General features: G+C 67.0%; 13 protein-coding genes and 1 pseudogene. 1 reads left to right on the top strand and 13 read right to left on the bottom strand.

What is annotated here, in order from left to right; all coding sequences use genetic code 11:
- The 3 genes from ACXJKM_RS29530 to ACXJKM_RS29520 form a co-directional block, all read right to left on the bottom strand.
- Positions 1 to 2,367, bottom strand: a 2,367-nt coding sequence (locus ACXJKM_RS29530; RefSeq protein ID WP_457356607.1) for a WD40/YVTN/BNR-like repeat-containing protein, incomplete at its 3' end; no start/stop codon positions are given.
- A 67-nt stretch (positions 2,368 to 2,434) separates the two neighbouring features.
- Positions 2,435 to 3,547: a non-reducing end alpha-L-arabinofuranosidase family hydrolase gene (locus ACXJKM_RS29525; protein WP_457356606.1), complete on the bottom strand. Its 1,113-nt coding sequence runs from the start codon at positions 3,545 to 3,547 to the stop codon at positions 2,435 to 2,437.
- Positions 3,548 to 3,753: 206 nt separating this feature from the next.
- Positions 3,754 to 4,788 carry a glycoside hydrolase family 5 protein gene (locus ACXJKM_RS29520; protein ID WP_457356605.1) on the bottom strand — a complete coding sequence of 345 codons (1,035 nt, stop codon included), beginning with the start codon at positions 4,786 to 4,788 and terminating at the stop codon, positions 3,754 to 3,756.
- Positions 4,789 to 4,790: 2 nt separating this feature from the next.
- Here ACXJKM_RS29520 and ACXJKM_RS29515 point away from each other — a divergent pair, with 2 nt between their 5' ends.
- Positions 4,791 to 5,036: a hypothetical protein gene (locus ACXJKM_RS29515; protein WP_457356604.1), complete on the top strand. Its 246-nt coding sequence runs from the start codon at positions 4,791 to 4,793 to the stop codon at positions 5,034 to 5,036.
- Between the two features lie 86 nt (positions 5,037 to 5,122).
- On the opposite strand, the gene ACXJKM_RS29510 is transcribed toward ACXJKM_RS29515, so the two are convergent.
- The 10 genes and pseudogenes from ACXJKM_RS29510 to ACXJKM_RS29465 form a co-directional block, all read right to left on the bottom strand.
- Positions 5,123 to 7,033 (bottom strand): glycoside hydrolase family 97 protein, encoded by a 1,911-nt coding sequence (locus ACXJKM_RS29510; protein WP_457356603.1) that lies wholly within the window; start codon positions 7,031 to 7,033, stop codon positions 5,123 to 5,125.
- 48 nt (positions 7,034 to 7,081) lie between these two features.
- The gene (locus tag ACXJKM_RS29505; RefSeq protein ID WP_457356602.1) at positions 7,082 to 9,817 is read right to left on the bottom strand and encodes a TIM-barrel domain-containing protein; all 2,736 of its coding nucleotides are present in this window, start codon (positions 9,815 to 9,817) and stop codon (positions 7,082 to 7,084) included.
- A complete protein-coding gene (locus tag ACXJKM_RS29500) occupies positions 9,814 to 11,457 on the bottom strand; it encodes an alpha-L-fucosidase (RefSeq protein WP_457356601.1) in 1,644 nt (547 codons plus the stop codon). The genes ACXJKM_RS29505 and ACXJKM_RS29500 overlap by 4 nt, the downstream gene beginning before the upstream one ends.
- Before the next feature lie 29 nt (positions 11,458 to 11,486).
- On the bottom strand, positions 11,487 to 13,124 hold the full coding sequence (locus ACXJKM_RS29495) for an alpha-L-fucosidase (RefSeq protein ID WP_457356600.1): 1,638 nt from the start codon (positions 13,122 to 13,124) through the stop codon (positions 11,487 to 11,489).
- A 29-nt stretch (positions 13,125 to 13,153) separates the two neighbouring features.
- Positions 13,154 to 14,794, bottom strand: a complete 1,641-nt coding sequence (locus ACXJKM_RS29490; RefSeq protein WP_457356599.1) for an alpha-L-fucosidase — start codon at positions 14,792 to 14,794, stop codon at positions 13,154 to 13,156.
- Between the two features lie 5 nt (positions 14,795 to 14,799).
- A complete protein-coding gene (locus ACXJKM_RS29485) occupies positions 14,800 to 16,992 on the bottom strand; it encodes an exo-alpha-sialidase (protein ID WP_457356598.1) in 2,193 nt (730 codons plus the stop codon).
- A gap of 116 nt (positions 16,993 to 17,108) precedes the next feature.
- A complete protein-coding gene (locus ACXJKM_RS29480; RefSeq protein WP_057297361.1) occupies positions 17,109 to 18,287 on the bottom strand; it encodes a glycoside hydrolase family 5 protein in 1,179 nt (392 codons plus the stop codon).
- Positions 18,288 to 18,412: 125 nt separating this feature from the next.
- Positions 18,413 to 20,071, bottom strand: coding sequence for a cellulase family glycosylhydrolase (locus ACXJKM_RS29475; RefSeq protein WP_457356597.1), 1,659 nt, complete (start codon positions 20,069 to 20,071; stop codon positions 18,413 to 18,415).
- A 164-nt stretch (positions 20,072 to 20,235) separates the two neighbouring features.
- A complete protein-coding gene (locus ACXJKM_RS29470) occupies positions 20,236 to 22,734 on the bottom strand; it encodes a dockerin (RefSeq protein WP_082532515.1) in 2,499 nt (832 codons plus the stop codon).
- 109 nt (positions 22,735 to 22,843) lie between these two features.
- A pseudogene (locus ACXJKM_RS29465) lies at positions 22,844 to 23,098 on the bottom strand (dockerin); the annotation flags it as partial.

Here is a 23,098-nt window from a genome sequence, read left to right as displayed (position 1 = left end):
GCTGTAAAGCATTCCGCGGCCGGTGCCGCTGATGTAGATCCGGCCGTAGATGGCTTGGTCGGCCGCCATCACGCCGATGCCGCCGAACTGGTTCGCGTCGTCGTTGAAGCGCGTCCAGGTGGCGCCGCCGTCATCAGAGCGGTGCACGCCCCACACGCCGTTGATCACGCCCACGACGTAGACCGCGGCCGAGTACGGCGCGCCAGCCTTGGCCTTGCCCAGCGCGATGGCGCTTGCACCCTGCACCTGGGGCCAGGGGTTGCCGGTGAAGATCGACGCGAAGTTGCTGAGCTTGGCCCAGCTCGCACCCGAATCGGTCGAGTGGTACACCGCGTTGCCGTCGGTCAGCCAGAGGTCGCCTTCGACGTTGGGGTTGACCGCCAGCGAGGTGTTGCCGAAGTAGTTCGGCGCCAGCCCTGCGTTCACCGAGCCCTGGCTCAGCGTGAACGTGTGGCCGCCATCGGTCGACGTGTAGACCTTGCCCGGCGTGCCCCACCAGTGGCCACCGGAATCGTAGGCATAGACCTTGTTCGGGTTCTTGCGATCGGCAACCAGGTGGTAGGCGCGGGGGAAGACGCTGTTGATCGCGGGCAGATTGGTCGGCACCCAGGTGGCACCGTTGTCCGTGGTGTAGGACGGCACCGAGTAGCCGGGTGCCCAGACTGCCTTGTTGCGCCCGGTGATGGCGATGCTCGCTTCCCCGCCCGTGTTTTGCGCCGCGCCCGGTGCGTAGGTGGCGAACTTCGCCCAGGTCTTGCCGCCGTCGCCGGACCACATGCCGTAGGCGGTGTTGTTGCCCAGCACGACGCCGATGGTGGCCATGTACTGCGGGTCCGACCACGCCATGTCGGCGGCGAAGCTGTTGCTCCAGTCGGTGGCCGGCGTCAGCGTCGGCTTGGTCGTGAGGTTGGTGTGCACCCAGGCGCCGACGTCGCCCGAACTGTTGATGACGGTGTAGGTGGCGCCGGCCGGCGGCGTGGCCAGGCCCAGCACGGCCGTCTCCTCAAGGCCGTCGACCGTCATGGCCCAGGTTGGCGTGGCCGAGGAGGCGTTGCTTGTCTGCATGACGCCGCCGGAGACGTGCAGGATGTGATCGCGGTTGAAGGGATCGATCTCCACATCGTCGATCCAGCCCCAGGAGACCTCGCCCGGCGTCATCGCTTCGATCTCGCGCCAGTTCCGGCCGGCATCGTCGGACAGCTGGAGGATTCGCTGGCCGGGGAAGTTGCCCCAGGTGTTGGTGATCCCCAGCGCAATGCGCGTGGTCGCGCCGGTGCCGGAGACGGACACGCCGCCGTAGCCGACCGAGTCGTCGCTCCTGAGCAAGGTCCAGTTGCTGCCGTCGAACTTGTACAGACGGGCGGGACCGGCGGAGCCGGGACCGGCGTCCCTGGTGAAGACCACGTAGAACATGCCGTCAGCGGCACGCACCATGTGCGGGATGTGATAGCCGGAGATCGGCACCGTGACCGGGGTCCACGAGGCGCCGCCGTTGGTGGACTTGTACAGGTTCGAGGCCAGGCCTGCGGTCTGCACATAGTCCGGCGCGATGGGGGCGTAGATCGTCTGCGTGGCCGTGCCGCTGCCCTTGGTGCCGGTGTCGTAGACGACCGTCTCGACGCCCATGGCCGTGCCGCCGTTGGCGTTGATCTGGTCCTGGGTCATCTTGAGGGTCGACAACGACGTGACCTGCGCCCAGGTGAGGCCCGAGTCGGTGCTCTTCCACAGGCCGGCTGTGCGCGAGCCGTAGAACAGCGTCGACGGCTTGTTGGGGTCGACCATCAGGCGCTCGCCGATGGCCCGGCCGGGGTTGTTGCCGCCGAGCGGGAAAGGCAGGGCGACATAGGTCCACTGGTCACCACGGTTGCTGGAGATGTACAGGCGGCCGTTGCCACCGGACGTGTACATGCCGGCGCCCATGTAGACGCGCTGATCGTTGTTCGGATCGACGGCGATGCTCTCGACGCCGTGGAAACTGGCCTCGCCGCCACCGAAGCCCAGGCCGTCGGTGATGGGCACCCAGGCCGACGTGGCCTGGTTCCAGCGGTAGGCGCCACCGATGTCGGTGCGCGCGTACAGCAGGTTGGCGGTGGTCGGATGGAAGACGAGGCCGGTGACGTAGCCGCCACCACCCCACTTCACGCTCTTCCAGGTGGTGGCATCGGACGGTGCGGGTGCGGGAGCCGGTGCAGGGGCCGGTGCGGGCGCGGGCGCGGGTGCCGGAGCCGGGGCCGGGGCCGGTGCGGGTGCGGGTGCGGGTGCGGGTGCGGGTGCGGGTGCGGGTGCGTCGCCGCCACCGCCGCCACAGCCCGCCACCAGGGTCGCGGTGACGATGGAGAAAACGGTGAGTTGTTTGCTGTACTTCATGGGAAAACGGGGCCTGAGTGGTTGATGGCTTGGCGTGGCGACGCTGATCACGAGGCGGGGCGGGCGTTCATTTCTTGCACAACACGCTGATGGCGTTGGGGGCGGTGGCGGTGATCAGGCCCAGCCGATAGGGCAGCTCGATGTACTCGTACTGCTTGCCCTTCTCCATATCCAGGCCCTGGAAGAGGAACCTCAGCGGCTGGCAGGGATCGATGCTCAGCGTCTGGTCGATGCCGTCGCGGATCATTTCGCCGTGGGACACGCCTTCGGACCAGATCCGGCCGTCGAACTTGACGTTGTCGGTGCCAGCGAACATGTTCATCGGCGCGCCGGGAACGGGTTGCCAGGTGCCGTCCAGGCGATCGGCTGTCCAGGCGCGGAAATACCTGCCCTTGGGCCCCATCGCCTCGATCAGCGTCAGGTACTGGTTGGTGCCGGTGATCTTGTAGGTGTTGCTCGCCTCGAACATGTCCTCGAGCTTTTCCTTCATGACAACGACGGGCTCGGCGAAGCCCTGAGGGAAGCGCTCGATCGTCGTCTCACCGCGGTAGAAGCTGCCGTTGTCGCCGGTGAAGAAGAGGTGGCACTTCTTGTCGTCGCAGATGTTCCAGAAGTCCAGCCAGGTCGCATTGCCCTTGGCGTCCTTGACGCTCGCCGGCACGGTTGCGTAGAAGGGCTTGGGCGCCGTCCACGACAGCGGGTCGGCGATGTTGGGGGTCGTGGAATACAGCGGGTCGCCGCCCTGGTAGATCAGGTACCAGAGCTTGTGCGGCGCGAAGTAAAAGACCTGGGGCGCTGCGCGGTAGCCGGGCCCCATGGGGGACTTGTCGAGCATGAACTGAGGGGCCGTGGGGGCGTCCGCCCAGTTCGCGAAGCTCGTGTAGGCCAAGCCCCAGCCGTTCTTCCCGGCCGTGGTCATGAAGACGTGGTAGCGGCCGTCGTGGTAGACGATGGACGGGTCCTTGACGCCAAAGATGTCCGGCCGATCGGCTGGAGGCTTGATCAACGGCTCGCTGGATTTCCATTCGAAGGCGACGGCCGGTGCCGGTGCCGGTGCCGGTGCCGGTGCAGGTGCCGGTGCAGGTGTCAGGGCCGACGTGTTGCCACCACTGCCGCCGCAGCCAGCCACCAGCGTCGCGGTGACGATGGAGAGAACGGTGAGTCGTTTGCTGTACTTCATGGGAAAAGATGGTCGGGGCGGTTGATGCCTGGCGCGGTGGCACTGATCACGGGGCTGGCAGTGGCAGCACCACAGTGGCGCCGCCCGCCGCGGCCAGCGCCAGGGGGCGTCTCGATATCTTGAGCGGCACGATCACGCGCCAGCCTCGCCGAAGGAGGGCCGTGTAGGACACGACCGGGCTGGCAGGGCACCGTCTGACGCCTTCATCACTTGGCGTTGTCGACGATGGTCTTGATCAGATCAGGGAAGTACTGCGCACCGGTCGAGCGGTTGAACAGGCCGAACTGGTGGTTGGCGCCGTAGCCGTTGTCCCACCACACCGGCACGATGCCGTGCTGGAACATGGACTTCGTCACGTACTTGGTCCAGTAGGTGCGGTAGACACCAGCCGGGTCGTACTCGGACTTCAGGATGGCGCCGTACTCGCCCATCAGCACCGGCAAGCCGGCGTCGACGAAGCGGGTCTTCATCTTCTGGAACTGCGCGTCGACCCAGGCCTCGTTGGCCCAGGTCTCGGTCACGGCCGGGTCGGTCGCGATGGCGCCCCACTGCCAGATCGTGCTCTTGTCATTCAGCGCGAAGTTGAACGGGTCGTAGWAGTGCACTTCMAGGAACATCCGGTTCGTCGCTGAGTCCGCAGGCTTGATGAAGCCGTTGTAGGTCGAGTCGATGTTGGTGTTGAAGCCCTGCACCACGAGATGGCGCTTGGCATTGTTGCCGCCGGTGGCACGCACCGTGTCGATGAAGACCTGGTTGAACCCGTTCTGGACGGCCTGGTACTCGGTCGTCGGCGGGCCGTAGTCGCCCGCCACCATCACCTCGTTGGTGCCCGCGAACAGCAGATAGTCGTCATAGTTCTTGAAGTTGTTGGCGATCTGCGTCCACAGCTTGGCCAGACGTGCGTTGGCGCTGGCCTGGTAGGCGTAGGTCGGGATCAGCCAGCTTTGCTCGTGGTGCGTGTTCAGCACGACGTAGAGGCCGGCGTTGCGGGCATAGCCGACGACCTCGGTGACGCGGGCCATGAACGTCGAGCTGATGTTGCCGTCGGCGTCGGCGTACTGGTTCCAGCTTGCAGGGATGCGCACGGTCTTGAAGCCGGCGGCCTTCACCGCGTCGAGCAGTTGCTGGTTGATCAGCGGGTTGCCCCAGTTGGTCTCGTTGGGCGAGGCGTCCAGCGAGTTGCCGATGTTCCAGGCGGGCGACATCTGCTGCGACAGCTGGACGCTCGTCAGGTCGCGCATAGGTGCTGGCGCAGGTGCAGGTGCAGGCGCTGGTGCAGGCGCTGGTGCAGGCGCTGGTGCAGGCGCTGGTGCAGGTGCAGGTGCAGGTGCAGGTGCAGGTGCAGGTGCAGGTGCAGGTGCTGGCGCAGGTGCTGGTGCTGGTGCCGGTGCTGGTGCTGGTGCTGGTGCTGGTGCTGGTGCTGGTGCTGGTGCTGGTGCCGGTGCGTCGCCACCACCGCCTCCACAGCCAGCCACCAGGGTGGCCGTAACAATGGAGAGAAGGGCGAGTCGTTTGCTGTACTTCATGGAAAAAAACGGGGCCTGGTTCGTTGATGGCAGGGCGCTGCGGCGCTGATCACGGGGCAGGCCATGGCTCCAGCACCACGGCGGCGCCGCCAGCCACGGCCAGCGACAGGCTCAGCACGTCCTTGCGGGTCACCTTGCGTTCAGTGCGGCGCACCTCGCGCACGACCTCGCCGTCCTGCCAGATCGTGGCGCGCCAGTTGCCGGCCGGCAGGAAGCCCAGCGACACCTTCTGTGTGCGAGCCTGGTCGCCCGTCATCGCGCCGATGTACCAGGTCTTGCCCTGGCGACGCGCCAGCACGATGTCCTGCCCCGGCTCGCCGGCGATGAAGCGGGTCTCGTCCCAGGCGGTGGGCACGCGCTTGATGAAGTCGAAGCCGGGCTCGCCGCGGTAGGCGGTCGGGTCGTCCGACACCATCTGCAGCGGGCTGTCGTAGACSACGTACATCGCCAGCGCCTGGCCGCGCGTGTTCTGCACCAGCGGCATTTCGGCGCGCACCTCGAAGGTGGCCGGTGTCGCGTTGCGGAAGCCGCCGGGCGTGTAGTCCATCGGGCCGACCAGCATGCGCGTGTACGGCAAGGTCACGTTGTGGCTGGGGGTGGTGCGCGTGCTCATCTTGCTCCACTCGGCGCCGAGCACGCCCTCCTGCGTGATGTAGTTGGGATAGGTGCGCTGCAGGCCGGCGGGCACATAGGCGCCGTGCAGGTCGAGCAGCAGCTTGCGCTTGGCAGTGGCGGCGGCGATGCGCTCGTAGAAATCCACCACCTGCTGGTCGTCACGGTTCATGAAGTCGACCTTGATGCCCTTGATGCCCCAGCGGACGTAGGTGTCCAGCACCTCGTCCATGCGCGCGTCCACATGCACCCAGTGGGCCCACAGCAGCAGGCCCACGCCCTTGGCCTCGGCGTAGCGCGCGAGTTCGGCCATGTCGATGCCCTTCGCCGGGCGGGTGATGTCGGTCTCGGGGTGGGCGTCGCAGCAACCGCTCGGGCCGGAGGCCCAGTTCGCGTCGATGAGGTAGTAGGGGAAACCGGACTCGGCGGCGAAGTCGATGAAGCGCTTGTAGGCGCCCATGTCGGGCTTCATGCCGACAAGCGGGCCGGACCACCAGTCCCATGCCGCCTTGCCGGGCTTGACCCAGCTGAAATCGCCCTGGGCGGGCGGGTTGAGGTTGCCGACGAGGTGCGACTCGATCAGCTTGCCGGCCTGGTCGGCCAGCATGACAGCACGCCAGGCGGTCGTCAGCCCGCCTGGCGAGACGAAGGCCGGGCCCGGACGCCCCGGCACGCCCGACACCTGCAGGCGCAAGGCCTCGCCCTCGCGCCGCAGCGAGGCTCCGGCGTAGCCCTGCAGGTGGGCCTGCGTGATGGCGTAGTGGGTGCGGCCCGACGGCGTGGCGCACACCACCGGCACGTCGTAGACCGCGCCCGGTTTCATCTGCGAGATGCGCAGGCGCTCGAACGGTTGCTCGTGCGAACCATCGATAGGCGTGACCAGGCATGAAGGATCGCCGGCCGGCACGAAGGCCGTGCGCTCGCCGCGCAGCTTCACGGGGCCGGTGTCTTCCAGGCGGTAGCGGAAGGCAACGCCGTCGTCGTAGGCGCGGGCATCGATGAAGAGGCGGCGGCCGCCGCCCGCCTCGCGGAAGGTGAGCGTCGCGCCGCGGTAGTGGTCGCGCGCCGTGGCCGCCTTCGTGGCGACGAGGGGAATGACGCGGTCTTCGGCGACGTCCTGGCGCGATTCCAGCGTCAACGCGCCGAGGGCCTGGCCATCCAGCTCCAGCCCGAGCGGCGAGGGAGCGATGACGGCTTCGCCGCTGCGGTTGATGCTGAACGTGGCGCCGTCGTCGGCAATGCGCAGCGCGACGCGGCCGTTGGGCGACGTGACGACGGCATCGGCCGCCTGGGCGCCGGAAGCGGCCAAGGCCAGGATGGCGGTGGCAAGGTGCGTGGTGGTCTTCATGGTGTGTGGGATGTATGAGTCTTCGTTTTCATGCCGTGAGGAGAGCGTTCATCCCAGGCGTACTTCCGTGGCGCGGCCGGTGTAGACCACCTCGCGCAGCGGTGTGGATTGCAGCGTCGGCCCGCCGTTGCCGATGCGGTGGATGCGAAGGCGCTTGGTCGTGCGCATGCCCGCGAAGCGCCCGCTGCGCGCCGCCAGGCGCAGCACGCCGCGGCGGTCGTCCCAGGTCATGCGGATCACGCTGAACCCACCCTTCTCGTAGGCATAGTCCAGGCCGCCGTCCTCGTAGAGGTCGAAGGCGCCGTTGGCACCGGGCACGACGTAGAGGTCGAGCACCTCACCGGTGGCCTCGGCGGTGGACTGCAGCACCGGCCCGAGCGGCAGGATGCTGCCGGCGCGCAGGTGCAGGGGCACGCGCTCCAGCGGCGACGCCACGTCATGCGTGCGGCCACCGGCGCGCCGTTCTCCTGTCCAGAAATCGACCCAGCCGCCTGCGGACTGCGGCAGGTACACCGGCCAGCTCGACACGTCGGGCGCCAGGACAGGTGCCACATGCAGGGCGCGGCCGAACATGTAGCTGTGCGCCTGGTCCAGGGCCTGGGGGTCCTGCGGGAAATCGAACACGAGCGGGCGCATGATCGGTGCGCCTTTCGCATGCACTTCGTGGGCCAGGCTGTAGAGGTAGGGCAGCAGCTGGTAGCGCAGCTCCAGGTACTGGCGCGCTACCGCCTCCACCTTGTCGCCATAGCGCCAGAACTCGGTGTTGGTCATGTAGCCATGCACGCGCTGCAGCGGCAGGAAGGTCGCGTACTGGAACCAGCGGATCAGGCGCTCGTGGTAGGCCTTGTCGGTGTACTGGCCGTCGCCCGGGCGGAAGAATCCGCCGGCGTCGACCGTCCAGTAGGCATAGCCGGCGGCGGCCATGTTGAGGCCCGCGGGGATCTGCCGCTTGAGTGTGTCCCAGTCGTTGCCGATGTCGCCCGACCAGGTCGCCGAGGCGTGGCGCTGCTGCCCGGGGAAGGCCGAGCGCGTCATGATCATCACGCGCTGGTTTGGCAAGGCCTGGCGCTGGCCTTCGTAGACGGTGCGGGTGACGTGAAACGGGTAGGCCAGGCGCACGCGTTCGCCCCGGCCGGCCGCCGTGCGCCGGCCGACCAGGTCGTCGTTCTCGGGCTCGGTCGCGTCCTGCCACCAGGCATCAATGCCGAGCTTGAGCAGGCGTTCGCGCTGGTTGTTCCAGTAGAAGGCGGCGGCCTTCGGGTCGAAGAAGTCGACCCAGTCGGTCTTGCCGATGTAGTGGCCCGCCGCAGCGGTGGCGCGGCCGAGCTCGGTGTCGCGGGCGATCTTGGCCCAGACCGACAGCATCAGCCGCGCGTTCAGGCCGTGCACGTCGCGCACCAGCGCGGCGGGGTCGGGGTAGTGGGCCTCGTCGAAGCGCATCGCGTTCCAGCCGTGGCGGCCCCAGTACTGCCAGTCCTGCACCATCACGTCGACGGGCAGCTTGCGGCGGCGGAACTCGCGCAGCGTGTCGACGATCTCTTCCGACGAATGGAAGCGTTCGCGGCAATGGATGTAGCCATAGGCCCAGCGCGGCATCATCGGCGTGGCCCCGGAGATCTCGCGATAGCCCTCGAACACCTCGTCCGCGCTGGGGCCGGCGATGACGACGTAGTCGATGGCATCGGCCACCGGTGAGCGCCACGCCGTGCTCGCGCGCACGGCGCCAAAGCGCAGAGAGGGAGAGTCGTCCTTGTCGGCGTGGATGCGCACCTGGTGTTCGCCTGCCGGCAACTCGACGACAAAGCCGACCGTCGGCGGCAGCCAGTGGTTCACGATCTCGACGCAGGACTTGCCGTCGATCTCGACGGAATGGCGCGAACCCATGGCGCGGCCAACGTCGAGGAGGAAGGCGAAACGGCCGGCCGCTTCCGTTCGGAACGTGCCTTCAAAGCGCGTCAGGTTGCGCACGACCTGCGCATTGCCCGTGGTGGTCGTCACATCCACGACTTCGGCCTTGCTTTCGGCGTTGACACGGCTCAGCGCCACCAACTGCTCGGGCGTGTTCAGCTCGGCCATGCCGTTGTTGTGCCAGAGCAGGCCGTAGCCGCGGCTGGACAGCATGAAAGGCAGGCTGATCTGCGTGTTCACCTGCGTCAGGCGGCGCGGGTGGCCGCGCAGGTCCATGGCGCCGTCCTGGAAGCAGCCGGTGCCGTAGAGCCGCTCGCCGGCGGGCGACTCGAACACCTGCTCGGCGATGAACACGGGCTCGTCACCCAGCCGCGACGGCGTCAGCCGCCGGGTGCCGGGCGCTTCAGCGAGCAGCAAGGCGCCGTTGCGGTCGAAGAAGCGCAGCGCCCCGGTGCCGTTGTCCACCTCGCAGCGGATGGCCGGCAGTTCCAGTCGGGTAGTGTCCGCGCCCGGCGTCTGCTTCATGAGGGGCTTGGCACGGCCGGGCAGCAGCGTGAGGCTGGGCGGCGGCGCCTGCATCGTGGCCTGCGTTGGGGCTTGCGGAGGAAGGAAGCGCACGCGCAGCGCCCGGTCGCAGAGCGCGCTGATCCGCAGCGTGCCTTGGGGCGTCGTCAGCACCCATTCCGCGGCTAGCGATGGCTGCGCGCGGCGGGCCGCGGCGTTTCCAGGCACCAGGTCGCCGGCGGCGGCGTTCGCCACGCTGGATGAGGAGACCATCGCGGCCGTTGCTGCCGCAGCGCCCAGTGGGCTAGCTGCAGCAGCGAGGGCGGCCTGCAATGCCTCGCGCCGGGAAAGGGTGGCTTTGGTGTATTTCATGCAGTCAGGCCGTTGCCGCGGATCTTCACCACCACGGCCGGCGACCCGGCCAGGCCCTCGGGCAGCTTCACCTCCAGCCCCTTGCGAGTGCGCTTGAAGGGCAGGCTGTCGCCGGAGCCCAGGGCCTCGATGCGCTCGATGGCACCCGGTGCCACGTTCGAGTCCTGGGCCAGCGTCTGGATGCGCAGCACGCCGTCCTTGGGCCAGCCCAGCGCGATGGCGTAGAGGGCGCCGCCCTTGGTCGTGAAGCGGATGTCCTCGGCCGTCAGCGGCTTGGAGCTGCCTTCGCTGAACATGCCGCTGCCCACCTTCGTCGGGCCCTCGCCAAAAGTGCGCCAGGGGCGCGTGCCGTAGATGGCTTCGCCATTGCGGGCCATCCACGTGGCGATCTCGCCGAGGATCTTCTGTTCGTCGGCGTCGATGGTGCCGTCGCCGCGCAGCGGTACCGACAGCAGCAGGTTGCCGTTCTTGGAGACGATGTCGCACAGCCGGTGGATGACCGTGCTGGCCGGCTTGTACTGGTGGTTGTCGAAGAGGGAGCGGGCGTAGTGCCAGTCGCCCAGGCAGGTGTCGGTCTGCCAGGGCAGGGGCTCGATGCCATCGCGAAAGCCGCGCTCCACGTCCTCGACGACACCGGCGCGCCATTCAGCGGGCATCACCTTGGCGTTGAGCACCGCCTCCAGCTTGCCGCCGTTCCAGGCCATGCTGGCGTTGTAGTAGTGCGCCGCGATGTCCAGCCCGGCCTGGCCCAGCGGCAGGCCGTGGTTGTCCATGTAGATGAGGTCGGGCTTGTAGCTGTCGATCAGGTCGCGGCAGCGCAGGTACCACGAGCGGGTGAAAGCGAGGTTCTGAAGCGGCGGCTTCTCGTCCCAGTAGTAGGTGTTCTGGTCATGCCAGGCTTCGACGCTGCGGATTGTCTTGAACCCGTCGGGCATGACGATGTTGCGGCCGGTGTAGAGGTCCTGCGGGTCCAGGCCTTCCCACCACTTGCCCTTGCCGTCGGCCTTGGTCAGGTTGAAGGCGTCGTAGCGCTGGCCGGCGTAGGGGCCTTCGGGGTCGTAGCCGTAGGCCGACTGGTACCAGTGCCAGGCGTGTGCGCCGTGGTTGCTGACGCCGAAGCGCAGGCCGCGCGCGCGAGCGGCCTTCTCCCAGGTGCCGACGATGTCCTTCTTCGGCCCCACGCGCATCGTGTTCCAGCCGTGGTACTTGGAGTTGAAGGTGTCCTGGTTGTCGTGGTGGTTGGCGAGCGCGACGAAGTACTTGGCGCCGGCCTTGACGTACAGGTCCATCAGCGCTTCGGGCTCCCAGTTCTCGGCCTTCCAGCGGTTCTGGATCTCCATGAAACCGGACTTCGTCGGGTGGCCGTAGGTCTTGATGTGGTGGTCGTACTGCCAGTTGCCCTGGATGTACATGCGCCGGGCATACCAGTCGCCCATCTCGGGCACGCATTGCGCGCTCCAGTGGGCCCAGATGCCGAACTTGGCGTCGCGGAACCAGTCGGGCGTCTCGTAGCCGTCGACGAGGGAGTCCCAGTTCGGCTTGAAGGGAGTAGGCGCGGCCTGCACGGCCGGCAGGCCGGCGGCGCCCATCGTGGCGGCCGTGGCTTGCAGCAGAGAGCGGCGTGAGAGTGTCTGAGTCATGGCTTGCTTTCAGTGAAAAGGGTGGCCGCTCATGCGAGGCCGGGACCGCGCACCTTCAGCGCGATCGCGAGCGAGCCGGCCAGGCTCTCGGGCAGCCGCACCTCCAGCCCTTGCGGGGTGCGCGTGAAGGGCAGGCTGTCGGTGGAGCCCACGGCTTCGACGCGCTCGATCACGCCCGGCGCCAGGGTCGAGTCCTGAGCAAGCGCGGCGATGCGCATGACGCCGTTCTCCGGCCACGCCAGCCCGATGGCGTAGAGCGCGCCGGCCTTCGTCGTGAAACGGATGTCCTGGGTGGTGAAGCCCTTGAGTTGGCCTTCGCTGAACATCCCACCACCGACCTTCGTCGGCCCTTCGCCGAAGGTGCGCCACGGCCGCGTGCCATGGATGGCCTCGCCGTTGCGGTCCATCCAGGCGGCGATGTCTTCCAGGACCTTGCGCTCGTCGGCATCGATGGTGCCGTCGCCGCGCAGCGGGATGGACAGCAGCAGGTTGCCGTTCTTGGAGACGATGTCCGCCAGGCGGTGGATGACGCTGGCGGCCGACTTGTAGCCGTGAGCGTCGAAGATGCCGCGGTTGTAGTGCCAGTCGCCGATGCAGGTGCAGGTCTGCCAGGGCAGCGGCTCGATGCCGGCGCGCTGGCCGCGCTCGAGGTCCTCCACCACGCCGCCACGCATTACGGGTGAGAGCTCCTTGGCGTTGATGACTGCCTCTACCTTGCCGTGCCAGGCCATGCTGGCGTTGTAGTAGTGCGCCGCGATGTCCAGGCCGGCCTGGCCGAGCGGCAGGTGAGCGTTGTCGAAGTAGACGAGGTCGGGCTTGTAGCTGTCGATCAGGTCGCGGCAGCGCAGGAACCACTGGCGAATGAACGCCGGGTTGTTCGGTGGCTCCACGTCTTTCCAGGTGTAGTAACTGCGCTTATGCCATTCGGTGACGGCGGCCACGGTGCTGATGCCGTCGGGCATCACTCTGTTGGGCCCCGTGTAGAGGTCCTGCGGGTCCAGGCCTTCCCACCATGTGCCCTTGCCGTCGGCCTGGGTCAGGTTGAAGGCGTCGTAGCGCTGGCCGGCCAGCGGGCCTTCGGGGTCGTAGCCATAGGCAGGCGCCAACCAGTGCCAGGCACGCGACGAGTGGTTGCTGACGCCGAACCGCAGCCCCTTGGCGCGGGCCAGCTTGGCCCAGGTGCCGACGATGTCCTTCTTGGGACCGACGCGCACCGAGTTCCAGGGGTGGAACTTGGAGTCGTAGGCGTCGAAGTTGTCGTGGTGGTTGGCGAGCGAGACGAAGTACTTCGCACCCGCCTTCACGTACAGGTCCATCAGCGCTTCGGGGTTCCAGTTCTCCCCCTTCCAGCGGTTCTGCATCTCCATGAAGCCGACCTTCGTCGGGTGGCCGTAGGTCTTGACGTGGTGGTCGTATTGCCAGTTGCCCTGCATGTACATATTGCGGGCATACCAGTCGCCCCTCTCGGGCACGCATTGCGCGCTCCAATGCGCCCAGATGCCGAACTTGGCATCGCGGAACCAGTCGGGTGTGCGGTAGCCGTCGACGAGGGAATCCCAGGTCGGCTTGAACGGGGCGGGGGCGGCTTGCGCGGTGGGCAGCCCGGCGCCGCCCATCGTGGCAGCGGTGGCTTGCAGCAGCGAGCGGCGGGAAAGTTTCTGCGTCATGGCTCGCTGTTAGTGAAAAGGGCGGCCGCTCATGCGAGGCCAGTGCCGCGCACCTTCAGCGCGATCGCGGGCGTGCCGGCCAGCCCTTCGGGCAGCCGCACCTCCAGCCCTTGCGGGGTGCGCTTGAAGGGCAGGCTGTCGGTGGAGCCCACGGCCTCGACGCGCTCGATCACGCCGGGCGCCAGCGCCGCGTCCTGAGCCAGCGATGCGATGCGCATGACGCCGCTCTTGGGCCAGGCCAGCCCGATGGCATAGAGCGCCCCGGCCTTGGTGGTGAAGCGGATGTCCTGGTCGGTGAAGTCCTTGACCTGGTTTTCGCTGAACATGCCGCCGCCGATCTGCGTCGGCCCCTCGCCGAAGCTGCGCCACGGGCGCGTGCCATGGATAGCCTCGCCGTTGCGGCCCATCCATTCGGCGAGCCCGTCCAGGACCTTGCGCTCGTCGGTGTCGATGGTGCCGTCGCCGCGCAGCGGGATGGACAGCAGCAGGTTGCCGTTCTTGGAGACGATGTCCACCAGGCGGTGGATGACGCTGGCCGCCGACTTGTAGTGATGGCCTTCGAAGACGCCGCGGTTGTAATGCCAGTCGCCGATGCAGGTGTCGGTCTGCCAGGGCAGCGGCTCGATGCCGGCACGCTGGCCGCGCTCGACGTCCTCGACGATGCCCGCACGCCATTCGGGTGGGAGCTCCTTGGCGTTGAGGACGGCCTCCAGCTTGCCACCGTGCCAGGCCATGCTGGCGTTGTAGAAGTGCGCCGCGATGTCCAGCCCAGCCTGGCCGAGCGGCAGGCGGGAGTTGTCGAAGTAGACGAGGTCGGGCCGGTAGCTGTCGATCAGGTCGCGGCAGCGCAGGAACCATTGGCGCGTGAACGCGGGGTTCTGTGCCGGCGGGTTCTCGTCCCAGACGCGGTCGTGCTTCTCATGCCAGTCGTGGGCGGCCTGCGTGGTCTTGATGCCGTCGGGCATCACCATGTTGCGGCCCGTGTAGAGGTCCTGCGGGTCCAGTCCCTCCCACCACTTGCCCTTGCCGTCGGCCTTGGTCAGGGTGAAGGCGTCGTAGCGCTGGCCGGCCAGCGGGCCTTCCGCGTCGTAGCCATAGGCCGGCTGCAACCAGTGCCAGGCATGCGCCGAGTGGTTGCTGACGCCGAAGCGCAGCCCCTTGGCGCGGGCGATCCTGGCCCAGGTGCCAACGATGTCCTTCTTGGGACCGACGCGCACCGAGTTCCAGGGGTGGTATTTGGAGTCGTAGGCGTCGAAGTTGTCGTGGTGATTGGCGAGCGAGACGAAGTATTTGGCGCCGGCCTTGGCGTACAGGTCCATCAGCGCTTCGGGATCCCAGTTCTCCGCCTTCCAGCGGTTGTTCATCTCCATGAAGCCGACCTTGGTCGGGTGACCGTAGGTCTTGACATGGTGTTCGTACTGCCCGCTGCCCTGGATGTACATGTGGCGGGCATACCAGTCGCCCGCCTCGGGCACGCACTGCGCGGTCCAGTGCGCCCAGATGCCGAACTTGGCATCGCGGAACCAGTCGGGCGTGCGGTAGCCGCCGACGAGGGAATCCCATGTGGGCTTGAAGGGAGAGGGCGCTGCGTGGGCGGCAGGCAGGCCGGCGGCGCCCATGACGGCGGCGGAGGATTGCAGCAATGCGCGGCGGGAAAATTTTTGATTCATGGTGCTCAGGGTTTGAGTGAGAGGGGAGCGTCGGCCGGCATGCCGTAGACGATGCCGCGGCCCACAGTGCTCATGTAGACCAGGCCTTCGACGTTCATGTCACCCATGACGAACTCGCCGTTGCCGGGGCCGCCGAACTGATGCGCGTCGTCGTTGATGCGCTGCCAGTTGGCGCCGGCATCGATGGAGCGGTACACCCCCAGCGGCTTGCCCCGGGGCGAGCCCCAGATGAAGACGGTAGGGAAGGGCGCGTTGGCCATGGCCTTGCCGAAGCCCACGGCGCCGCAGTGGGCGATGTTGGAGAAGGTCGTGAACGTTCGGCCGGAGTCGGTGGAGCGCGCCAGCCCGCCGGCCTTGAGCGCCACCCAGACATCACCTTCGCGCCCCGGCGCCACGCGCACCAGCGTTGAGCCGTTTGCGGCCAGTTGGGCCGTGGCGGCGAAGCTGGCGCCGCCGTCAGTGCTGACGCGCACGGTGCCGCGGTCGTAGGCGTAGAACTTGGCGGGGTTCACCGGGTCGCCCACCGGCCGCATCGGCGCGCCTTCCAGGCCGCGCACGGCGGTCCAGACGGGCTTGGCCTCGGTGAAGTTGGCGGCGCGGACAGTGCGGTTGCTGCCGTCTGCCTGGCGGAAGCTGTGCAGCAGCGCAGCGCCATCGGCCGACAGCGCCAGCGTGCCGTAGTCGCCCTGCATGCCGGCCACTTCGGTCCAGGTGGCAGCGGTGTCGGCGGAGCGGTACATCTTCTTGCCGCCCACGCGCACGACGACCGCCGTGTTGCTGCCCGCGACGGCGAGGCCGGTGGTCGAGCCCAGGCGGGGTTCGTGGATGGGCGCAAAGGCGTCCAGCTTCTGGTGGCGGAAGCCGTCGTAGTCGGCGATCACCGATAGCAGCGGGCCGCCCGGCACGCTGACGGCCACGTTGGGCACGGTTTCCTCCAGGCCCTTGACGGTGAAGGTCCACGTGGCCGGCGTGGCGTCGATGTCGGCCGTGCGGAACACACCGTTGCCGGAGGTGACCCAGACGGCGCGGGTGTCGAAGGGGTCGAATTCGATGGAGCCCGTCCAGTGGATGGCATAGGCCGAGATCCAGCTGACGCCGCTGGTGTCCATGGCGAAGCCTCGTTCCACCACGTCGGTCCAGTTGCTGCCACCGTCGTTGGTGACGTAGAAGCGGTCGCCAGCGTTCTTGCCACCTTGCGGCATCCAGGTGTTGATGGTCGAGATGACCAGCCGCTTCGCATTGCGCGGGTCGACCGACACGCCCGAGAACGCCCGGTTGATGCCCTTGGGTGTGACGTTGGTCCAGCCGCCGCTGGCGACCTTGTATTTCCAGACCTGGCCGGCCGTCAGCGGCTCCGGCGGGTCGAGCTTCTTCCAGTCGCCATGCGGGCCTGAGCCGTCGCCATAGGTGATGTAGAGATGGCCGTCCCCGGCGAGCGTCGCGCGCTGTGGGATGTAGGCCGACGGCGCCTCGGCCACCGGCTTGAAGCTGGCGCCGGCGTCGTCGCTGCGATAGAGGTTGGGGCCGACCGAGCCGAAGCGCGACACGCCCACAAAGATCCGCTGCGCCACGCCGCCCGCCACGCTGGTCGGGTCCAGCAGCACGAAGCTGATGCCGGTCTCATTGGGCGTGGTGGTCACGGGCAAGGCGTCGACCCGCTTGAAGCTGGCGCCGGCGTCAAGGCTCTTGAACAGGCCGTTGGCGCGCGAGCCGACGTAGAGCACCTTGCCGTCACCCGGGTCGACCTGCATCTTTTCGCCGTTGCTGCGGCCCAGGCCGTTGCCGTTGGCGCGGAAGAGGTGGCTCACGTCGGTGATGCGGCTGAAGGTGGCGCCGCGGTCGGTGGAGCGCAGCACCGCAGTCTTGCCGCCGCTGAAGTAGGGCACCCCGGCCAGCAGGTAGAGGACCGCGCTGTCCTTGGGGTCGAGCGCCAGGGCGTCCACGCTGAGCAGGCCAACGTCGGCCTCGGACACGCCGTCGAGTAGCGAGGTCCAGTGTGCCTTGGCGGCGTCCCAGCGGTAGGCGCCGCCGACGTCGGTGCGGGCGTAGATGAGGCCGCGCTCGGTCTGGCTAGGCACGATGGCCGCGACATAGCCGCCACCGCCGATGGCCAGGCTGTCCCAGCGATAAGGCTGGGCCTGGGTCAATGGGGCCAGCAGCGTCAGCGTGGTGGCAAACAGCAGGCGCCAGAGGGTCATGGTGGGTATCAACTTCATTCGGTCAGCGCGGCGCGCGTTGCCTTGCGGCGGGAAAGCAGGCCGGTGCGCGCAAGGCACGACCCGGCCATCGGTGTCAGCGCCGGGGCGCCGTCGGATCACTTGGCGCTGTCGACGATGGCCTTGATCAGTTCAGGGAAGTACTGTGCGCCGGTCGAGCGGTTGAACAGGCCGAACTGGTGGTTGGCGTCGTAGCCGTTGTCCCACCACACCGGCACGACGCCGTGCTGGAAGGCCGACTTGGTCACGTACTTGGTCCAGTAGGTGCGGTAAGTGCCGGCCGGGTCGTACTCGGACTTCAGGATGGCGCCGTACTCGCCCATCAGCACCGGCATGCCGGCGTCGACGAAGCGGGACTTCATCTTCTGGAACTGTGCGTCGACGTACGCCTCGTTGGCCCAGGTCTCGGTCACGGCCGGGTTGGTCGCGATCGCACCCCACTGCCAGATCGTGCTCTTGTCGTTGAGCGCGAAGTTGAACGGGTCGTAGAAATGCACCTCCAGGAACATCCGGTTCGTCGCCAAGTCCGCCGGCTTGATGAAGCCGTTGTAGGTCGAGTCGATGTTGGTGTTGAAGCCCTGCACGACGAGATGGCGCTTGGCGTTGTTGCCGCCCGTGGCCCGCACCGCGTCGACAAAGACCTGGTTGAACCCGTTCTGGACGTTCTGGTACTCGGCCGTCGGTGGGCCGTAGTCGCCAGCCACCATCACCTCGTTGGTGCCGGCGAACAGCAGGTAGTCGTCGTGGTTCTTGAAGTTGTTGGCGATCTGCGTCCACAGCTTGGCCAGGCGCGCATTGGCACTGGCCTGGTAGGCGTAGGTTGGGATCAGCCAGCTGCCTTCGTGGTGGGTGTTCAGCACGACGTAGAGGCCGGCGTTGCGGGCGTAGCCGACCACCTCGGTGACACGCGCCATGAACGTCGGGCTGATGTTGCCGTTGGCGTCGGCGTACTGGTTCCAGCTCGCAGGGATGCGCACGGTCTTGAAGCCGGCCGCCTTCACCGCGTTGAGCAGTTGCTGGTTGATCAGCGGGTTGCCCCAGTTGGTCTCGCTGCCGCCGGCGTCCAGCGAGTTACCAAGGTTCCATGCGGGCGACATCTGCTGCGACAGCTGGACGCTCGTCAGGTCGCGCATGCCGCTGCTGTCCGTGGACGGGGGTGGGCTGGTCGTTCCGCCACCACCACCACTGCCGCCGCCACCGCCACCGCCACAGGCGACGATGCAGAAGGCCAGCACCAACGAGGCGAAGGCCGAAGGGGCGAGGCGAGGCGGTTTCATCTTGGTGTTACTGCTTGGTGCTGCGTGGCACAGCCCGCCCTGCTTGCGGCGGGGCAGGCTGCGTTGATGGAGCGAGGGGAGGCACGGCAGACGGTGCTCGGTGCCACCGTCCTGATGCCGCTACCTCACTTCGCGTTGTCGACGATGGCCTTGATCAGGTCCGGGAAGTACTGCGCGCCGGTGTAGCGGTTGAACAGCCCGAACTGGTGGTTGGCGTCATAGCCGTTGTCCCACCACACCGGCACGATGCCGTGCTGGAAGGCGGACTTGGTCACGTACTTGGTCCAGGCGGTGCGGTAGGTGCCGGCCGGGTCGTACTCGGACTTCAGGATCGCGCCATATTCACCCATCAGCACGGGCAAGCCGGCGTCGACGAAGCGGGACTTCATTTTCTGGAACTGGGCGTCGACGTAGGCCTCGTTGGCCCAGGTCTCGGTCACGGCCGGATTGGTCGCGGTCGCGCCCCACTGCCAGATGTTGCTGCTGCCGTCGAGGGCGAAGTGGTACGGATCGTAGTAGTGCACTTCCAGGAACATCCGGTTGGTCGCGGAGTCGTTGGGTTTGATGAAGCCGTTGTAGGTCGAGTCGATGTTGGTGTTGAAACCCTGCACGACGAGATGGCGCTTGGCGTTGTTGCCGCCCGTGGCCCGCACCGTGTCGACGAAGACCTGGTTGAACCCGTTCTGGACGGCCTGGTACTCGGCCGTCGGTGGGCCGTAGTCGCCGGACACCATCACCTCGTTGGTGCCGGCGAACAGCAGGTAGTCGTCATAGTTCTTGAAGTTGTTGGCGATCTGCGTCCACAGCTTGGCCAGGCGCGCGTTGGCGCTCGCCTGGTAGGCGTAGGTCGGGATCAGCCAGCTGCCTTCATGGTGCGTATTGAGCACGACGTAGAGGCCGACGTTGCGTGCGTAACCGACGACCTCGGTGACACGCGCCATGAAGGTTGGGCTGATGTTGCCGTTGGCGTCGGCGTACTGGTTCCAGCTGACGGGGATGCGCACGGTCTTGAAGCCGGCCGCCTTCACTGCGTTGAGCAATTGCTGGTTGATCAGCGGATTGCCCCAGTTGGTCTCGTTGGGTGAGGCGTCCAGCGAGTTGCCGATGTTCCAGGCGGGCGACATCTGCTGCGACAGCTGCACGCTCGTCAGGTCGCGCATGGAGCCGGGCACGGTGATCACAAAGGCCTGCGTGCTCTTGGCGCCGCAGCTGTTGGTGTAGGTGGCGGTGGCCGTGCAGCTGGCAGCAGGCGTGATGGTCTGCTCGCGTGCCGAGCCTGACGTGCCGCAGCCGCTCCAGCCCCACGAACCGCCGGTCACCGGCTGCGGGCCGAGGATGGCCGAGTTGCCTGCAGTGATCGAGGCTGAGGCCGTCTGCGTCCAGGACCCGTTGGCGCTGATGTAAGGCGTGATGGCCGTCGGCGTGCAGCTGCTGTTGCGCGTGGCAGTGGCCACGCCGGAGTTGTAGCTGCCGCCGTTGGTCGTGAACTTGACCCAGTACCAATAGGGCGTGCCGTTTGCGGCCGTGGAGTCGGTGTAGCTCCTGGCGCTACTGCCCGGCGCGGCGATGCGGCTGCGGCCGTTGGGATCGGCGTCGGTATCGCGGTAGACCTCCAGGCGCGAGACGTTGCCGCTGACGGTCCAGCCCAGCTGTACGTTGTCGGTCGTGCCAGTGGCCGTCAGGCAGACGGTGGTACCGCCGCCGCTGCCACAGCTTTGTGCCTGGGCCAATGGGGCCCCGCTGACCCCCAGGGCCAGCAGCAATGTGGATAACAAGGCTCTCATGGTTCTACCTTTCAAGGTTGAAAGTGCTCGGCCGGTTGTCTCCGCCGGATGCGAGCGTTATGGACGGTCGGCGCCAGGGCTTGGGCATAACCGTCGAACAAGGTGAAGGAGGTGGCGGCAGGCCCGGTGCCATGATTTGGACGCCAGCCTGCCGAGCTCTCGGTTCAATTGCTGTAGAGCACGCCGCGGCCCCCGCCGGCGGCGTAGATCCGGCCGTAGGTGTTCCAGTCACCCGCCAACCTGGTTATGCCGCCGAACTGATGGGCATCGTCGTTAAAGCGGGTCCAAGTGCTGCCTGCATTGTTGGAAGCCCACACACCCCACTGGCCGTTGATCACGCCCACCACGTAGACCGCGGCGGAATACGGCGCGCCAGGGGCTGCCTTGCCCAGAGTCAAGGCACTGGCACCGTTCACGTCGGGCCAAAAGTCGCTGCCGAAAACAGACGCGAAGTTGTTGAACTTGGTCCAGGTGGCGCCCGAGTCGACCGAGTGGTACACGGTATTGCCGTCAGCCACCCAGATGTCGCCCTCGACGTTCGGGTTGACCGCCATCCCGGTCAGGAAATACGGATTGCCCTTCATATTTGCCGACACCGAACCCTGGCTCAGCGTGAAGTTGTGGCCGCCATCCGTCGAGACGTAGAACTTGCCCGGACCAGCAAACACGGAGCCGCCCGAATCGTAGGCATAGACCTTGTTCGGATTCCTGCGATCCACCGCGAGCCGGTATGAGCGAGGGAAGCCGGACGTCTCCGGCAGCGCGGGGAGATTGGTCGCCGTCCAGCTGGCGCCATTGTTGGTGGTGTAGGACGGCACGGTATCGGGCGGCGCCCAGATCGCGTTGTTGCGTGAGGTGACAGCAATGTTCGACGATTCGTGCGTATTGGTCGCGGCGCCGGGAGGCAAGGTGGCAAAGCGTGTCCACGTGGTGCCGCCGTCGCCCGACCAGTACCCGAATCCTTTGTGATCCCCGTGCGTGACGCCGGTGAGGGCAATGTATTGCGGATCCGACCAGCTCATGTCGGCGGAATTGCCATTGCTCCAGCCGGTGTTGGGGCCTTTGGTCGGCGTCGTCGCGAGGTCTGTCTGGACCCAGGGGCCGATGTCGCCCGCGCTGCTGATGAACTTGTAGGTCGCGCCGGGTGGAGGGGTGATGAGCGCCAGCGTGGCAGTCTCTTCGAGATTGTTCAGCTTGGTGGTCCAGCTCGGTGTCGCCGACGAGGCGTTCATCGTCTCCCAGATGCCGGGACCGTCAAGGTGCAAGATGTGGTCGCGGTTGTTCGGATCGATCTCGATGTCGTCATTCCAGCCCCAGTACCCGGCGCTGTTCTGCTCGTGGGGCATCATGGACTCGATTTCGCGCCAGGTGCTGCCTGCGTTGTCGGACAACTGGGTGATCTTCTGGCCGGTGAAATCGCCCCAGGTAGCGCTCACGGCCAGCGCGATGCGGGTGGTCGGGCCGCTGCCGTAGACGGACACGCCGCCGTAGCCGCCCGTGGTAGTGCTGCTCAGCAAGGTCCAGGCGCCGCCATTGATACCGGTGTACTTGTAGAGGTAGCCGGGACCGTCGCCGCCCGGGCCTGCGTTCTTGTTGAACACCACGTAGTAATTGCCGTCGGCGGCGCGCGCGAAGTGCGGGATGTAGTACCCGGCGACGGCGGCCGGCACCGCGACCGGCGTCCATGAATAGCCGTTGTTGCTGGACCTGTAGAAGGTCGAGGTCAGGCCCGCTGCGGTGGCGTAGTCAGGAGCGATCGCGGCCCACATGTTCCAGGTCGGCTGGCCGCCGCCCACGTTCCCGTTGTCGAAGATGATCTGCTCGACGCCGACCATGGCGTTGGTCGTCGTGTAGGAAGACAGGCCCGTGACCTGCGCCCAGGTTTGGCCGGAGTTCGTGCTCTTCCACAGGCCGGCCTTGGTCGAACCGTAGAACATCGTCGACGGATTGGTCGGATCGAGCCTCAGGCGCTCGCCAATCGCCCGACCGGTATCGGCGCCGGCAAGAAACGGCAGCGTGACCCATGTCCAGCTGTCGCCGCGGTTGCTGGAAATGTACAAGCGAGCGTTCTTCTTGCTATCGCCCGCGACCATGTAGACCCGCTGGTCGTTGGTTGGATCGAGGGCGATGCTTTCGACGGTGTGGAAGGCTCCTTCTATCCCCCCCCCGAAACCCGGGCCGTCGGTGATCGGCACCCATTGCGAGGTGGCCTGGTTCCAGCGGTAGGCGCCGCCGACGTCCGTCCGGGCGTACAAGAGGTTCGGGGTCGTCGGGTGATAGATCAGGCCGTCGACATAGCCGCCGCCGCCCCACTTCACGCTGTTCCAGGTGCCCACTTTGATGGAGAACGCCTGCTGGGACTTGGCGCCACAGCTGTTGGTGTAGGTGGCGGTGGCCGTGCAGGCTGCGGCCGGTTGGATGGTCTGCTCGCGCGCTGCACCGGCGGTGCCGCAGCCGCTCCAACTCCACATGCCCCCGGATATCGGCTGCGGGCCGAGGATGGCCGAGGCACCGGTCTTGATGGTGGCCGATGCCGTTTGCGTCCACGTGCCATTGACGTTGATGTAGGGCGTGATGGCGGTCGGCGCGCAGGTTTGCGCCAGCGCCAGCGGGGCTGCGCTCGTGCCAAAGGCAAGCAGCAGCGCGTGTATCAAGGTTCTCATGTTCTACCTTTCAGTGAAGGTGCTCGGCCGGTTGTCTCCGCCGGTCACGAGCGTTATGCAGCGGCAGACCGGCGCCAAGAACTGGACACCGGCCTGCCGAGCCCTTGTTTCAGTTGCTGTAAAGCATTCCGCGGCCGGTGCCGCTGATGTAGATCCGGCCGTAGATGGCTTGGTCGGCCGCCATCACGCCGATGCCGCCGAACTGGTTCGCGTCGTCGTTGAAGCGCGTCCAGGTGGCGCCGCCGTCATCAGAGCGGTGCACGCCCCACACGCCGTTGATCACGCCCACGACGTAGACCGCGGCCGAGTACGGCGCGCCAGCCTTGGCCTTGCCCAGCGCGATGGCGCTTGCACCTTGCACCCT

Source organism: Roseateles sp. P5_D6 (assembly GCF_054049415.1).
Note: the sequence above shows the minus strand (reverse complement) of the source record. Positions and strands in the feature narration are given on the sequence as shown.

Coding starts and splice junctions, on each gene's coding strand:
- ACXJKM_RS29525 (WP_457356606.1), bottom strand. CDS start 3,547: ATGAAGTACAGCAAACGACTCACCGTTCTCTCCATCGTCACCGCGACG.
- ACXJKM_RS29505 (WP_457356602.1), bottom strand. CDS start 9,817: ATGAAATACACCAAAGCCACCCTTTCCCGGCGCGAGGCATTGCAGGCC.
- ACXJKM_RS29500 (WP_457356601.1), bottom strand. CDS start 11,457: ATGACTCAGACACTCTCACGCCGCTCTCTGCTGCAAGCCACGGCCGCC.
- ACXJKM_RS29495 (WP_457356600.1), bottom strand. CDS start 13,124: ATGACGCAGAAACTTTCCCGCCGCTCGCTGCTGCAAGCCACCGCTGCC.
- ACXJKM_RS29490 (WP_457356599.1), bottom strand. CDS start 14,794: ATGAATCAAAAATTTTCCCGCCGCGCATTGCTGCAATCCTCCGCCGCC.
- ACXJKM_RS29485 (WP_457356598.1), bottom strand. CDS start 16,992: ATGACCCTCTGGCGCCTGCTGTTTGCCACCACGCTGACGCTGCTGGCC.
- ACXJKM_RS29480 (WP_057297361.1), bottom strand. CDS start 18,287: ATGAAACCGCCTCGCCTCGCCCCTTCGGCCTTCGCCTCGTTGGTGCTG.
- ACXJKM_RS29475 (WP_457356597.1), bottom strand. CDS start 20,071: ATGAGAGCCTTGTTATCCACATTGCTGCTGGCCCTGGGGGTCAGCGGG.
- ACXJKM_RS29470 (WP_082532515.1), bottom strand. CDS start 22,734: ATGAGAACCTTGATACACGCGCTGCTGCTTGCCTTTGGCACGAGCGCA.